Origin of the sequence: Streptomyces sp. NPDC006516, assembly GCF_040611875.1 — a bacterium.
Taxonomy (GTDB): Bacteria; Actinomycetota; Actinomycetes; order Streptomycetales; family Streptomycetaceae; genus Streptomyces.
Map to the genome: position 1 here is coordinate 179,698 of NZ_JBEXPD010000005.1, position 12,893 is coordinate 192,590.

Here is a 12,893-nt window from a genome sequence, read left to right on the forward strand (position 1 = left end):
ACTCAGGACGCCGAAGGTGTCCAGCCCGCCAGCCAGTCGGCGGTCTCCTGCTGCGCGGCCTGGGCGTCGGTGAGCTGCGGCCGGTCGCCGCTCGCCGCACCGGAGCCGGGTCCGGTGTTCCTGTACTCGGCGAAGCGGTCGTCCTTCCAGGAGAAGCCGCTCATGTCCGTCCAGGGAGCCGGCTTGACGGCCGCGCCGAGTGTGGTGTTCCGGAAGGTGGCCATCGGGTCGAGCGCGGCGTCACCTCCCGCGTGCCACGGCCGGCCGAGGTGGAAGGAGGACGCCGAGACGTCACCGTTCACGGTGGAACCGATGACGAGGAAGCCCTTGCGGTCGGCTGCCGTGCTGGGGGCCGTGATGTAGCCGGCGGAGCTGCCGTCCCACCGCTTCTTCAGCGTGATGACCGACGTGTCGATCACGGCGGTGGCGCGGCCGAAGATGAAGTCGACGTTGCCGACGATGTAGGAGTTGGTCACGTAGACCCGGCCGAGGGTTGCCTTGGACGCGGTGTCCAGCAGCAGGGTGTCCTGGTCACCGTTGACGATCACGGAGTCGAGGACGACCTTGTCCGCCGCCGTCCGCAGGGCCACCGCCTGGTGTCCGCTCAGGCTCTGGTTGGCGCCCTCGTCGAAGTCGTTGGAGATCGTGAGGTTACGGGCCTGGAAGCCGTCGGCCTCGGCCGCGACCGTCGCGCTGCCGCTCGTCCCGTACGTCCCGGAGCCGTCGGGCTTCTGGGTGCCGGCGGCGTTGCCGTACACGATGACGGTGTCCTTGCGGCTGGATCCGCTGCCCTGGAGGGTGACGTTCTTCTTGCTGGACGGGATCTTGACCAGCTCGCGGTAGGTCCCCGGCTTGATGGAGACGACGGTCCGCGTGGTGTTGCCCGCGGGGATCGCGTTCACCGCGGCCTGCACCGTGGTGTACTGCCCGCTGCCGTCCTTGGCGACGGTGAGCGTGGTGGCCGCCGCCGCTCCGGAGGCCGCCCCGAACGCCTGGAGGGTGGCGACGGCCACGACCGCCGCGACCCCGGCCGTCAGCGCCCTGCGCGGTCCGGTGCGGAGCTCTGTACGTCGTCCGTTCGCTGCCATGGCGGGATCCGTTCGGTCGGGAGGGGGGAAGAGGTGGGGGTTCCTGGCAGTAGTCGCCACGGCCGCCCGAAAGGTTGCCGGCCACGAGGGCTACGCCCGCGTACCGGGCACGACGTCTACGCCCGCCGGAATCGCGCGTCCCCTTCACCGATGTCGGCCCGTGGGCCCGCCGCGCGGAGCACCACGTCGAGGGCTCGGGCGGGGTCGCCGGCGTACACGTTGCTGAACCACGCCATGTTGCCCTCGACGACAGCCCACCGGCCCTCCCCCGGGGCGTCGCTCCCGCGCATCAGGCCGATGTCGAGCACCACCGCGCTCGGCAGGGAGTCCCCGTGCCCCTCGATCAGACGTGCGGCGAACGCGCGCACCTCGGCCTCGTCCCCGTGGCCGGCGAGGGGCGCGACGTCCAGCCGGCCGTGGACGGCGTACTGCGAGCCGGTGCGTATCTCCCCGTCCAGCAGATGGAGCCGGAATTCCCTGACCCAGGTGACCACTTCGCTGACCTGGACGAGGGGGTCGTCGAGCGGGCTCGCGGGAAGCCTCAGCCGGGTGCCGTCGGCGTACACGGCGGCCGGGAAGCTCTTGTCGGTGGGTGGCTTCACGAAGAGCGGGCCCGGTGCACGCCGGGCCTCGCTGAGCGGGACGCATCCGACGCGGCGGCCGGTGAACGCGTGCGGCAGACCGTCCAGCCAGCTGCCGTCCGGTTCGAGGAGGGCGATCCCGAGGCCGCCGAGGGCCGAGTCGGCGAAGAGCGGGCCGCCGTAGTAGTACGCCCGGGTGCCCGGCGGCGGCGCGGCCCGGGGGCCGCCGCGCGGCAGGACGGTCACGTCCATGCCGCGCTCGCGCGCCGCACCCGCGAGGAGGGTGGCCGTGGTGGAGCGGTGCGGGGCGAGGGCGAGGAGGTCTGCCATGGCGCCGCAGCTTACGGGCGCCGGGGTCCGTGAGCTCGCGGCGGCCTCCGCGGCCCGCCGAGGCCGGAGACGGCCTCGGCGGGCCGGGAAGGCCTCAGCCGACCGGTGTGAGTTTCCACTGCTGGCAGGTGTTGTTCAGCCAGGTCCACTGCCGTACGTCCGCGCCGTCGGCCCCCGAACAGTTCGCCACGTCGGCGACCTTTCCGGTGGCCTGGTTGACGATGCGCACCCAGCCGGCCTCGGTCGTGACGAAGCGGAAGCGCTGGCAGGTGTTGTCGAGCCACGACCACTGACGCAGATCGGCGCCGTCGGCCGCGGAGCAGTCCGCCGTGTCGAGCACCTTGCCCGTCGCGGCGTTCACCAGACGGCTCGTGTCGTCCCCCCTGTCCTCGATGCGCCACCGCTGCTTCGCGCTGCCGTCGCACGTCCACTGCTGCACGTTCGCCCCGTCGGAGGTCGAGGCGCCACTCACGTCCAGGCACTTCCCGGTGGCCCGGCTGACGACGGTGTACGCGGCAGGGGTCGCCGCCGTCTCGCCGGACGGCCCGGCCAGTGTCGTGCCCTGGGCGACCGGGGTGCCCAGGTTCGGAGTGCCGTCGGAGTTCCAGCCGAACTTCTGGGCCCGTGCCGTGCGTCCGTTGTCACAGCCGTCGGACGCCGAGTCGTTGGCGTGGTAGACGATCCAGCTCTCCGTGCCGTCGGGCGAGTTGAAGAAGCCGTTGTGACCGGGGCCGTAGACGCCGGCGCCGTCGTTCCGCTGGAAGACGGGGGTGGACTTCTTCGTCCAGGAGGACGCGGAGAGCGGGTTGGAGCCCGTCAGGGTGAGCCGGCCGAGCTTGTAGTCGGGCGTCCAGCAGCCGCTCGCGGAGTAGATGATGAACGTCTTCCCGCCACGCTGGAGCACCTCGGCGCCCTCGTTGACCGCGCCACCCGACTTCTCCCAGTCGTAGGTGGGCGTCGAGATGGTCGAGAAGGAGCCGCTGAGCGTGTACGGGTTCGACATCGGCGCGATCACGAGATTCTGTGTCCCGCCGCCGCTCGCGCTCCCCAGCAGATACATCGAGCCGTTGAGTGTGAGGACACTGGGGTCGAGCATCCAGGTGCTGCCGAGCTGGTTCTTGTACGTGTAGGGCCCCATCGGGTCGGACCCGGCGCTCTGCAGCACGTGGACGCGCTGTGTGGGGTTGTAGTCGGAGATGTTCTGCCCGGCCACGTAGTACAGGTACCAGCGACCGCCCGAGTAGTGCAGTTCGGGCGCCCAGATGTTGCAGCAGCGCGAGGCCGCGTCGCCCTGCCACACCTGCACGCTCGGAGCGGTGGAGAGCCCGGCCAGTGTGGGCGACTTCCGCATGGTGATGACGTCGGTCCAACTCGTCGACACCAGGTAGTAGTTGCCGTCGTGGTACGAGATCCAGGGGTCGGCGCCCTTCTGCGCCTTGACCGGGTTGGTGTAAGGACGCCCCTCGGCCGCCGACGCCGACGTCGGCTGCCCGAGGGCGAGCGCCAGCAGCAGGGCGCTCAGCAGGGTCAGTAGGCGACGGGCCATCCGCTGCTCCAGTTCAGGAGGTTGACGCCGAGCTTCGGGGTGCCGTTGTCCTGGCCGTCGTAGTAGTGGTAGACGAGCAGGTCGCCGTCGGAGTCCGCGAGGACCGACTGACCGCCGGGGCCGATGTAACGGCCGTGGGACTCCATGACGGGCGTACCGCCGTTGCTGAGCATGCTGACGCCGTTCTTGTCCTTGTAGGGACCGGTGACGCTGGTGGCCCTGCCCACCTTGATCTTGTACGTCGAACTGGTGCCGGCGCAGCAGGTGTCGTACGAGGCGAACAGGTAGTAGTAGCCGTTGCGCTTCACGATGGAGGGCGCCTCGACGGCCTTGGTGCCGGTGGGGCGTGAGGCGAGCGAGCGCCGGGCGGTGTCCCCGGAGTACTGCTTGCCGGTCGACGGGTCGATCCGGATCATCTTGATCCCGGTCCACCAGGAGCCGAAGGAGAGCCACCACTTGCCGTCGTCGTCCACGAACAGGTTGGGGTCGATGGCGTTGTAGTCGCTCGACGAGTTCGAGGTGTAGACGATCCCGTAGTCGCTCCAGCTGCCGGCCTGGCCTGTGGTGGAGGCCGCGAGACCGATGGCCGACGTGTTCGAACCGAAGGACGAGACGGCGTAGTACATCAGGTACTTGCCGTTGCGGTACGAGATGTCCGGGGCCCAGGGGTCGGACGCCGAGGAGTAGTTCTTCCACCAGCTGGGCTTGGTGGTGAAGGCGTTTCCGGAGCGGCCGAAGGCGGTGCGGTCGGTGGAGGTGCGCAGCTGGATGCCTTCGCCGGTCGAGTAGAGCAGGTACTGGCCGGACGAGCTACGGACCATGCTGGGGTCGTGGACGACGATGTCGCCGTTGACGACACCGGGGTTGGGGTAGGCCGAGGCGTTGCCCGGCACGAGGGCCATCAGGAACGCGGCGGGGAGGACCGCGAGGGTTCTCCTCAGAGTGCGGCTCACGAGGGGACCTCCTTGGGGGGTCGGGGGTGGGAGTGCATTCCGCAGTCGCCGCCGGCCGCGTATCGGTTGCCGCGCGCCGCACGGTTTCACCGAAAAATCGGACGGCGTTCGATATCCCGGACAAGGGGTCGTCCGGGGTGCGAAGGGCAACCCCGGACAGCCCTCCCGGGGGCCGTTCAGCCGTGCACGAGCCGCCCCTCGCCGACCTCGGTGGCCGTTCAGCCGTGCAGCAGCACGGGGAACGCCTCCATGTCGTTCTGCGTCATCACCGGCAGCTTGCGGATCTCGTCGTCCTCGATCGCGAGCTTCAGGTCGGGGAAGCGTCCGAACAGCGCGGGCAGCGCGATACCGGCCTCGACCCGGGACAGCGCGGCGCCGGGGCAGATGTGGGGGCCGTGGCCGAACGTCATGTGTCGGATCGGCGTCGGCCGGGTGATGTCGAAGGCGTCGGCGTCGTCCCCGTGCTGGTCGGTGTCGCGGCCGATGGCCCGGTAGGAGATCACCACGCCCTTTCCCTTGGCTATCACCTGATCGCCGACCTGGATGTCCTCGGTGGCGAACCGCATCAGCAGGTGGGTGGTGGGTGTGTCCCAGCGCAGCGTCTCCTCGATCACCGTCTCCCACGGGATCTTCCCGTCCAGCACCATCCGCAGCTGCCCGGGGTGCGCGAGCAGCGCGCGGACCGCGTTGAGGATGAGCCCGATCGTGGTCTCGTGCCCCGCCGCCACCATCGCCTTGAGGTTGCCGACCACCTCCTCCTCGGTGAGGGGCTCCCCGCCCTCCTCGGCGAGGATCAGCCCGCTGGTGAGGTCGTCGGTGGGGTGCGCGGTCTTCTCCCGCACCAGTTCCGCGTAGAAGACGTCGAGCTCCGCGAGCAGCGCCAGCCGGTCCTCCTGCGGGGTGAGCATGGAGAAGAACGCCTTGTACTGCCGGGTCAGCATGGGATGCAGCGCCTCGTCCACCCCCATGAGGAGTCCGACCACCTTCATCGGGAGGGGCTGGGCGAACACCGTCTTGAGATCGACGACCCCCTCCTTGCCCCGCTCGGCCAGCGCGTCCAGGAGCTCCTCGGTGAACTTCTCGATGTCCGGCCGGATCGCCTCCAGCCGGCGGGGGGTGAGCGCCTGGGAGGTCTTCGTCCGCAGCCGCCGGTGCTCCTCGCCGTCCACGGTGAACATGGAACGACCGGCGTCGATCATGCCGATCAGCGGCCAGGCGTGGGTGACCTCCCCGCTCTGCCAGAGTCCCCACGCGTCCAGGTCCTTCACCAGACGCGGGTCGACGAGCAGCCGGCGGGCTTCGGCGTGCCGGGTGACGGTCCAGGCGGGGACCCCGAGCAGCTCGATCCGGGCGAGCGGGACGGAGTTCCGCAGCTTCTCGGTCTCACCGTCGAGGTCCTGGACCATGGGGTCGACAACCACCGTCGCGTACGGGCACTTCACAGCGGGTCTCCTGTCGTGTGTACGGGGGCGAACCGGACGGGCAGCGCGTTCATCCCGCGCAGGAAGGCCGACGGCCGGCGTACGAGGTCCTTCGCGGGGACGGCGAGTTCGAGGTCGGGCAGCCGGTCGAGGAGCACCTCGATCCCGGTACGTGCCATGGTCTCCGCGATCTCCTGCGCCGGGAAGGGGCAGCGGTACTCGCCGTGGCTGAATGCCAGATGCGCCCCGTTGCCCGGGTGGCGCCCGGCTCGGCCGACGCCCAGCTCCTGACGCACGAGCGGGTCTGTGTTCGCTGCGCCGAGGCCGAGCAGGAGCATGTCCCCGGCGCGGATGTCCCGCCCGCCGAGCCGGGTGTCGCGGACCGCCCAGCGGCCGGCGAGGATCTGGGTCGGGCTCTCTTCCCAGAGCACCTCGTTCATCGCTTCCCCGACGCTGCGCCGCCCGCCGACGAGGGACTCGGCGAACTCATCCTCGGTCAGCATCAGCCGCAGGGAGTTGCTGATCCAGTCGGCGGTGGTGAGGTGCCCGGCGGCGGTGATCGCCATCAGGTCGAGGGCGTACTCCTCATCGGTGAAGGGCTCCGGGTCGGCGAGCATGCGGGAGGTGACGTCGTCCCCGGGCGCGGTCCGCTTCGCCGCCACCAGGTGCCGCATGTGCTCACCGAAGCGTCCGTACGCCTCCTGCGCCCCGGGGCCGCCGTCGGCCAGGTCCTTCAGAACCCGGGCGATGTCCCTGCCCTCCTCGTCGGGGAAGCCGACGAGCCGGGCGAGGACGAGCACGGGCAGCGGCTCGGCGAAGTCCGCGACGAGGTCTGCCGTGCCCCGGGCACAGACGCCGTCGACGAGCCGGTCGGCCAGCTCCTCGCAGTGGCCCCGGATCTCGTTCATGTCCACCGCCTCGAGCGCGGGCACCACGAGCGCGGAGTGCCGCCGGTGCTCGGCACCCGCGGTGAAGTAGATGGACGGCATGGGCCGCCCGACCATGGGGAGCAGCGGCCAGTCCTCGGGGATGTGCTCCCACTGGTTCCACAGCCCGACGTCCCTGGGGAAGAGCTCACCGTCGCTGGTGACCTGGTGCAGCTCGCGGTAGCCGATGACGAGCCACGCCGGGAAGCCTCCGGGGAGTTCGACCGGCACCACGGGTCCGTACGAGTGCCGCATGTCCCGGTACAGGGACTGCGGTTCGGTGTGGAAGGCGGGCCCGCTGAGCGGCACCGGGGCGGTGGCTGTGTGCGCGGGGCAGCTGCCACCGGACGCGGACGCGGCGGATAAGAAGGGGGTCGTCATCGTACGGACTCCTGGAAGACGGCTTCGCGCGTTGCGGCCATACGATCAACGCGGCCCCACTATAGGGAGGTTGAGTGAAGCTTTGGGGAGTGATCGCGAGACCGGTCGCGGGGCGGCCCATGCGGACGCGTCGGTGGGCCGTTCGGAGGTCTCCACCGAGGACGTCGACACCGTCTACCGCCTGAGCGTGTCCCCGCAGGAGCCCGAGTTCACCATGTCGGCCGTCGACGTGGCCGTCTCCGTCACTGTGAACGAGAACCGCTGCGAACAGCCGGGGGCGAAGATGTCCGCTCCTGGCGCAGCAGCGTCCGGACGGTCAGCAACAGCCCGACGTTCAGGACGACTTCCGCGGCGTTGCCCAGCACGGGTATCTGCGCGGCCGCCCCGGAGACCACCACCATCACGGCGGCGGTGACCGCCAGCCACACGAACCCTGTGGACCGCCACAGCACGATCCCCGCGAAGAGGACCACCAGCCCTGTGACGATGGCAGGCAGCGGGCCCACCGGAGATGCCGCGTCGTTCGTGTAGCGCAGGGTGTCCGCCCAGCGCTCCGTGCGCAGCGTCAGGCCGATGATGTCGTGGAGCACCCCCGCCACCACGAGGAGGACCGTGAGGCCGACAGCGGCGCCCCGCACTCCCTTGCGCCGCGCCCACGGCAGCCCGGCGCGGGCGACCGCCGACAACGACCAGAGGACGAGAAGGGGCGTCAGGAGCGCGTGTGCGACGAAGCGGGGGACGCTCAGGGCCTCCAGCAGGGGCCCGGCTCCCGCCAACTCCCCCAGGGCGATCACGCCGTTGTCCCAGACGAGCGCGGCACACACCGCCGCCGGCACGACGGCCAACAGGCCTGGCGCCGTACGCCAGTAGCGCGCGGCGGAGACCGCCAGGCACAACTGCGCGATCGCGAGCACGGCGAACACCGACGAGATCACTCTGGACTCCCTCGCACCATCCAATGTATTTCAATAATCAAGATACTTGGAGGTTCACGAGTGCCGAACGCGGGGTCAACCCTGCCGAACGGAGGCCGCCCCTGCTGAACGCCCGCGTCAACCCGTCAGGAACAGACGGCCCGCCACCGCTCCGGCCTCCGCGTCCCAGCCGGCGGGGACGACGGCGGACACCGCGGCGGGGTCGAGCGCGGCATCCGCGGCGATCAGCGCGTCGACGGACTCCTGTGCGGGTGCCGGGATACCGGCGCGCCGGGCGGTTGCCACGACGGCTTCACGGGTCCACTCGCCGCTGAGCGCCGGCAGGCGGAGAGCGTTGAACCCGTCCTCGCTCTCGTAGTCCGCACGCTGCCAGACGCTGCCGTCGTAGCCGTACACGAAGCCGAGGAAGAGCTGCTCCTCGCGCACCCGGCGCACGGGCGGCTCCCACCAGCCGGGCGCACCGGCCAGCAGGTCCGTCTCCGGCTCCTCGAAGAAGTCCGACGCCTCTGCGTAGAACGTCTGCGATTCGTTCCGGTCCTGCCCGAGGAGCACGGCGCGCCCCTCGCCCAGATGGTGCAGGTCCGCCCAGCTGCCGTGCCCGTCGTCGTAGTGCCAGAGCTGCGGGAGGGCCCGGCACCGCTCACCGTGCCCTGCGGCGGCCTGCACGGCGGCGAGTGCCGCCCAGCGTCCTCGCATGGCCGTCGGGTCGGGAAGGTCGAGCTGCACGAGGGTCACGGTCGGCTCCTCACACCGGGCGATGGGCGGTCACCCCGTCTGGTGCCCGGAAAACAACGGCGCAGCGGTGTCTCATCGCTCCCACACGGGGTACGGAGGGGGCATGGCTCTCGTGAAGCGTGTTGCTCTTGCTCCTCGTGCGGTGCGGCAGCTACGGCGCGTCCGCTCGGTGTACGTGGCGGGGATGCTGCTCTCGGCCCTAGGCCTGCTCTCCCTCGACGATTCGGCGGCAGGCGGCCGGCAGGCGGCGATCGCAGGCACCCTCCTCGCCGTGTTCGCCGCGCTCCTCACCCTGACCGCGGTGCAGTTGTGGCGCCACGGACGGACCGAGCACTGCAGCACGGCGAAGAAACTCACCCGTATCGTCTGACGTCCGCCGTACGGCCGGGCCGGGCGGCGAGGTCTCCGCGCGGAGCCGGGAAGCCCTGGAGCACGCGCAGCCGTGTCCTCCGCCGGGCCTCGGTATACGCTGCTTGATCATGCGCATATCAGCACGCAAACCGGCCGTCGGAGCCACCGTTCTCGCCACTGTCCTCCTGATCGCGGGCACCGGCTGCTCGTCCGGCTCCGAGGAGGGGGACAGCGGGTCCAAGCTGCTCACGGGGCTCGGATCCCTTGCCGACGACACCCGCGGGAAGCAGGTGTCGTTCCTCGACGCCGACGAGGTACGCAAGCTGAGCAAGGACGACCCGAAGCGGTTCGCCTCCGTCTCGCAGCCGAGCAGCCCTCTGCTGAACCCGTATCAGCCCGGCCTGCTGGGGAAGCGGTTCAAGGTCTCCCAGATCGACACCGCGGTCGACACCGACGAGGCGGGCCACTGGGAGGGTTCGTTCGACGTGCCGGCGATGACCAAGGCGCTGAAGTCGGGCGGTTACGAGCGGGGCGAGCGGGACGGCGAGGAGGTCTGGTCGCATCCCGAGGGGAGCGGGGCCTCGCTCCAGGTCTCGGAGGACGAGATCTCCTACTCGGCCCGGGACTCCGACCCCATGGCGGCCGTCGACCCGGAGGAGGGTTCCTCGCTGGCCGACGACAAGGAGTTCCGGCGCGCCGCCGAGTGCCTGGGCGACGTCTACCGCGCGGACTTCAATCCGCTCCGCTCTTCCAACCCGGTGCGCCTGGCCGCCCTGGGCCAGCGGGCCGAGTCCGCCGCCGCGAACACCGAGGTGCTGTGCTTCGTGGTCGAGGACGACGCGGCGGCCAAGAAGCTGGAGGCCGATCTGCGGAAGGTGATCAGCGACGAGTCCCCGAAGTTCGACGGGGCGAAGGTGACCGTGGAGAAGGGCGACCAGCCCGTGGTGCGGGCGGTGGTCCCGGACAGCGAAACGCAGCGGCCGGGCCGCCTGATCCTCACCGACGTGGAACTGTGGATGGCCGCCGCGCAGTAGTCATGGGCGCCCCGCGGCGTCGGGCCTCATCCGCAGCCCAGGGCATCGCTCATGACTGGCACTGCGGGTTGAGCGCCCAGACGTAGAGGGCGTTCGCTCCCTGGTTGAGGAGGAAGTGCGGCGCTCCCTCGGCCGCCTCGTCCTCGAGACCGGTGTTCCTGGTCCAGCCGTGCACCTTGCCGAGTGTGGGAGACAACTCCTCCGGTACGGACGCGCCGGAGGGCTCGGGCTCCCAGGGCCCCTCGGCGCTCAACCGCGCCGCTTCCCCGTCGACGAGCCAGATGACACCTTCCAGCTGGTGGTCGGTAGGGCCGGGCGCTCTGCCGTCGACAGTCCCCAGCGTCCGGACGCGCCAGCGGACCTTTTCCGGTCTCCCCGGCAACTCCACGCACTTGGCCAGTCGGGAGGCGTCGGTGCGCACCTCGGGCGCACCCGCCGATGCGGTCGGCTCGCCCCGCCCGCTCCCCGTGCAGCCGACCGCCGTCGCGACGAGCAGCACCGCCGCCCCCGCACCGCTCAGCTTCCGCACCACGCTCATCGACGTCCTCCCCCGCGCCCGGCGCGCTCGGCCACCGGCAGCAACGATATCGAGGGGGCTCCATGTCAGACCTTCGGCCTACAGTTCGCCCATGGACATGAACGACCCGCAACAGATAGGTATCGCCTTCGCCGAAGCCGTCTACGGCTTCACCGTGAGCGAGGGCCCGCCCGACCCCGACTCCGCGCTGGGCCGCGTGCGGGCCTTCACCGCGAAATACGGTGAAGAGGCACTCAGGCCCGAGCACTTCGCGGCCGCACGTGAGGGCCGGCCCTTGCTGCCGTGAAGGAGCGTTCCCGTATCGCACCCGTCAAGATCAGCTCTCTGCCGGGGCGGGCCGCCCCGGCACAGCCGCGGCGTGGCGGATGATCCGCCGCGAGGAGAACGTGGACGAGTAGTACCTATGCGAACGGGAGAGGCCCGCCGCAGCGCTGGTTCGGCGTCGCGGCGGGCCCTCTACGCACGTTGATCAGCCAGTAACGAGCCCCACGAACCCAGCCCAGGCCTTCGGCCCTACGGTCAGCACGGGGCCGTTGACCTGCTTCGAGTCCCGGATGTACACGTGGTTTGCTGCGGCCGCGAACTCGACACACTCGCCGCCGTTACCTGTGCTGTAACTGCTCTTGGACCACGCCAAATCGAGTGTCGCCAGCCTGGTGTGGTGGATGGTCATTTGTCTCCCAGAAGCTTCTCGATGAACTCCGAGGACTCACGAGGAGTGAGAGCCTGTGACCGGATGATGCCATAGCGGGCTTCGAGCTCGCGGACCGTTGCGCGGCCCGTGCAGAGACGGTTGTCACCCTGTACTTCGGCATAGGCGATGCGCTGCCCGTGTGCAGTGTCGATCAGCGTGAAAGGTCCGCCGAGTGCCGCGTGGTCCTCACGGTCAAGGGGCATCACCTGCACTTCGACGTTGCGCTTCTCACCGAGGCGCAGCATGTGTTCCAGCCGGCCTTGCAGCGCTGTCCGACCGCCGATCGGCCTGCGAAGTACAGCCTCATCCACAATGAAGCTCAACAGCGGTGCGGGGCGTCGATCGTAGATCTCCTGCCTGGCCAGTCGAGCTGACACTCCCTGCCCAATGACTTCATCGTCAAGCAACGGCCGTTCCTGCTGGAATCCTGCCCGCGCATAGTCCGCCGTCTGCAACAGGCCTGGCACCGCATAAAGCCCGTACACACAGAGGGCTACCGCCTTCGCCTCCAACCGCGCAGCATCCCGAAAGAACGCCGGATACTGCGACCGCGCCAGTTCCTCCTTCAGCGCCACCAGCAGTCCCCCGGCGTCCAACACACGGTCCGCCTTGTCAGTGAACTCCGGCTGAGGAATCCGCCGCCCTGCTCGAACGAGGCCACCGACTGCGCCGCGTATCCCCCTCGCTTGCCGACTCCACCCGGTCCAGCCCCGCTCTCACCCGTAGCAGCTTCAACTGCCGCCCGAACGCGACCGCGACCCCGTTCTCCGCCTTGCCCTCCGGCTGGGCGGAGGCGCCCGACGAGCGCTCCGCGCCCTCCTCTGTACCCACGCCCGCATCCATCTCGTCCTGCGTCATCCGCCACCGCCTGTCCCCGTACGCACACGCACCACGTCCCTCGCGCCCCACCGTCACACAACTCCTGTTCGCACGCCTGCACGGCGTTCGCCGGTAGCTCCCTCCAAAGAGTGGGTACAAGCAGGCCGATGATCGTCCATCCCCGCCCCCTGTAAAGCACATAGCCTCTGCAGTGGCGCACCGAGTCGACCCGCGAGAGGACACCCCTCATGGCCAAAACCACCCAGCTCCGCACCTACACCGTCCGCGAAGGCCTGCTGGACGAGTGGGCGCAGCGGTGGAAGGCCGACATCCTGCCGCTGCGTCTTGAGTTGGGGTTCGCGATCGGCGGCGCCTGGGTCGATCGGGAGCGCAACCAGTTCGTCTGGCTGATCTCTTACGAGGGTCCGGAGACGTTCGCCGAGCGCAACGCGATGTACTGGGACTCCCCCGCCCGCAAGTCGATGGACCTCGATCCGGACGACTACCTCGTCAGCACCGAGGAGCGGACGGTGGAGGAGTGGTACTGAGCCGACGCGCGCC

General features: G+C 70.0%; 14 protein-coding genes and 1 pseudogene. 4 read left to right on the forward strand and 11 right to left on the reverse strand.

Features of this window, described 5'->3' with window-relative positions:
- Positions 1 to 2: 2 nt before the first annotated feature.
- The 8 genes from ABZY45_RS17195 to ABZY45_RS17230 all read right to left on the reverse strand — a co-directional run bounded on the left by ABZY45_RS17195 (position 3) and on the right by ABZY45_RS17230 (position 8,896).
- Positions 3 to 1,088, reverse strand: a complete 1,086-nt coding sequence (locus tag ABZY45_RS17195) for a pectinesterase family protein (protein ID WP_356740744.1) — start codon at positions 1,086 to 1,088, stop codon at positions 3 to 5.
- Positions 1,089 to 1,204: 116 nt separating this feature from the next.
- On the reverse strand, positions 1,205 to 1,999 hold the full coding sequence (locus ABZY45_RS17200; protein WP_356740746.1) for an ATP-grasp domain-containing protein: 795 nt from the start codon (positions 1,997 to 1,999) through the stop codon (positions 1,205 to 1,207).
- Between the two features lie 94 nt (positions 2,000 to 2,093).
- Positions 2,094 to 3,545, reverse strand: coding sequence for a family 43 glycosylhydrolase (locus tag ABZY45_RS17205; protein ID WP_356740748.1), 1,452 nt, complete (start codon positions 3,543 to 3,545; stop codon positions 2,094 to 2,096).
- Complete coding sequence (locus ABZY45_RS17210; RefSeq protein ID WP_356741082.1) at positions 3,527 to 4,447, reverse strand: arabinan endo-1,5-alpha-L-arabinosidase; 921 nt, start codon at positions 4,445 to 4,447, stop codon at positions 3,527 to 3,529. The genes ABZY45_RS17205 and ABZY45_RS17210 overlap by 19 nt, the downstream gene beginning before the upstream one ends.
- Before the next feature lie 269 nt (positions 4,448 to 4,716).
- Positions 4,717 to 5,904 (reverse strand): cytochrome P450, encoded by a 1,188-nt coding sequence (locus tag ABZY45_RS17215; RefSeq protein WP_356741083.1) that lies wholly within the window; start codon positions 5,902 to 5,904, stop codon positions 4,717 to 4,719.
- Between the two features lie 32 nt (positions 5,905 to 5,936).
- Positions 5,937 to 7,226, reverse strand: a complete 1,290-nt coding sequence (locus ABZY45_RS17220; protein ID WP_356740750.1) for a cytochrome P450 — start codon at positions 7,224 to 7,226, stop codon at positions 5,937 to 5,939.
- A 242-nt stretch (positions 7,227 to 7,468) separates the two neighbouring features.
- Complete coding sequence (locus tag ABZY45_RS17225) at positions 7,469 to 8,161, reverse strand: hypothetical protein (protein WP_356740752.1); 693 nt, start codon at positions 8,159 to 8,161, stop codon at positions 7,469 to 7,471.
- 117 nt (positions 8,162 to 8,278) lie between these two features.
- Complete coding sequence (locus ABZY45_RS17230; protein WP_356740754.1) at positions 8,279 to 8,896, reverse strand: proteophosphoglycan 5; 618 nt, start codon at positions 8,894 to 8,896, stop codon at positions 8,279 to 8,281.
- Positions 8,897 to 8,999: 103 nt separating this feature from the next.
- Here ABZY45_RS17230 and ABZY45_RS17235 point away from each other — a divergent pair, with 103 nt between their 5' ends.
- The gene (locus ABZY45_RS17235; RefSeq protein ID WP_356740756.1) at positions 9,000 to 9,266 is read left to right on the forward strand and encodes a hypothetical protein; all 267 of its coding nucleotides are present in this window, start codon (positions 9,000 to 9,002) and stop codon (positions 9,264 to 9,266) included.
- A 109-nt stretch (positions 9,267 to 9,375) separates the two neighbouring features.
- On the forward strand, positions 9,376 to 10,281 hold the full coding sequence (locus ABZY45_RS17240; protein ID WP_356740758.1) for a hypothetical protein: 906 nt from the start codon (positions 9,376 to 9,378) through the stop codon (positions 10,279 to 10,281).
- Positions 10,282 to 10,330: 49 nt separating this feature from the next.
- Here the strand turns inward: ABZY45_RS17240 and ABZY45_RS17245 are convergent, their stop codons facing one another.
- Positions 10,331 to 10,819, reverse strand: coding sequence for a hypothetical protein (locus ABZY45_RS17245; protein ID WP_356740760.1), 489 nt, complete (start codon positions 10,817 to 10,819; stop codon positions 10,331 to 10,333).
- A gap of 91 nt (positions 10,820 to 10,910) precedes the next feature.
- Between ABZY45_RS17245 and ABZY45_RS17250 the strand changes: the two genes are divergently transcribed.
- On the forward strand, positions 10,911 to 11,105 hold the full coding sequence (locus ABZY45_RS17250; protein ID WP_356740762.1) for a hypothetical protein: 195 nt from the start codon (positions 10,911 to 10,913) through the stop codon (positions 11,103 to 11,105).
- 183 nt (positions 11,106 to 11,288) lie between these two features.
- Here ABZY45_RS17250 and ABZY45_RS17255 read toward each other — a convergent pair whose 3' ends face one another.
- Together ABZY45_RS17255 and ABZY45_RS17260 are read right to left on the reverse strand one after the other, a co-directional pair.
- On the reverse strand, positions 11,289 to 11,492 hold the full coding sequence (locus ABZY45_RS17255; RefSeq protein ID WP_356740764.1) for a DUF397 domain-containing protein: 204 nt from the start codon (positions 11,490 to 11,492) through the stop codon (positions 11,289 to 11,291).
- Positions 11,489 to 12,371: pseudogene (locus tag ABZY45_RS17260) on the reverse strand (helix-turn-helix transcriptional regulator). Before ABZY45_RS17260 ends, ABZY45_RS17255 begins: the two are co-directional and overlap by 4 nt.
- A gap of 209 nt (positions 12,372 to 12,580) precedes the next feature.
- Between ABZY45_RS17260 and ABZY45_RS17265 the strand changes: the two are divergent.
- Positions 12,581 to 12,880: an NIPSNAP family protein gene (locus ABZY45_RS17265; protein ID WP_356740766.1), complete on the forward strand. Its 300-nt coding sequence runs from the start codon at positions 12,581 to 12,583 to the stop codon at positions 12,878 to 12,880.
- Positions 12,881 to 12,893: the final 13 nt, after the last annotated feature.

What these genes read in the sequence shown, in the direction of transcription:
- ABZY45_RS17195 (WP_356740744.1), bottom strand. Translation starts at nt 1,088, where the DNA reads ATGGCAGCGAACGGACGACGTACAGAGCTCCGCACCGGACCGCGCAGG.
- ABZY45_RS17200 (WP_356740746.1), bottom strand. Translation starts at nt 1,999, where the DNA reads ATGGCAGACCTCCTCGCCCTCGCCCCGCACCGCTCCACCACGGCCACC.
- ABZY45_RS17205 (WP_356740748.1), bottom strand. Translation starts at nt 3,545, where the DNA reads ATGGCCCGTCGCCTACTGACCCTGCTGAGCGCCCTGCTGCTGGCGCTC.
- ABZY45_RS17210 (WP_356741082.1), bottom strand. Translation starts at nt 4,447, where the DNA reads ATGGCCCTCGTGCCGGGCAACGCCTCGGCCTACCCCAACCCCGGTGTC.
- ABZY45_RS17215 (WP_356741083.1), bottom strand. Translation starts at nt 5,904, where the DNA reads ATGGTCCAGGACCTCGACGGTGAGACCGAGAAGCTGCGGAACTCCGTC.
- ABZY45_RS17220 (WP_356740750.1), bottom strand. Translation starts at nt 7,226, where the DNA reads ATGACGACCCCCTTCTTATCCGCCGCGTCCGCGTCCGGTGGCAGCTGC.
- ABZY45_RS17235 (WP_356740756.1), top strand. Translation starts at nt 9,000, where the DNA reads ATGGCTCTCGTGAAGCGTGTTGCTCTTGCTCCTCGTGCGGTGCGGCAG.
- ABZY45_RS17240 (WP_356740758.1), top strand. Translation starts at nt 9,376, where the DNA reads ATGCGCATATCAGCACGCAAACCGGCCGTCGGAGCCACCGTTCTCGCC.
- ABZY45_RS17245 (WP_356740760.1), bottom strand. Translation starts at nt 10,819, where the DNA reads ATGAGCGTGGTGCGGAAGCTGAGCGGTGCGGGGGCGGCGGTGCTGCTC.
- ABZY45_RS17250 (WP_356740762.1), top strand. Translation starts at nt 10,911, where the DNA reads ATGGACATGAACGACCCGCAACAGATAGGTATCGCCTTCGCCGAAGCC.
- ABZY45_RS17255 (WP_356740764.1), bottom strand. Translation starts at nt 11,492, where the DNA reads ATGACCATCCACCACACCAGGCTGGCGACACTCGATTTGGCGTGGTCC.
- ABZY45_RS17265 (WP_356740766.1), top strand. Translation starts at nt 12,581, where the DNA reads ATGGCCAAAACCACCCAGCTCCGCACCTACACCGTCCGCGAAGGCCTG.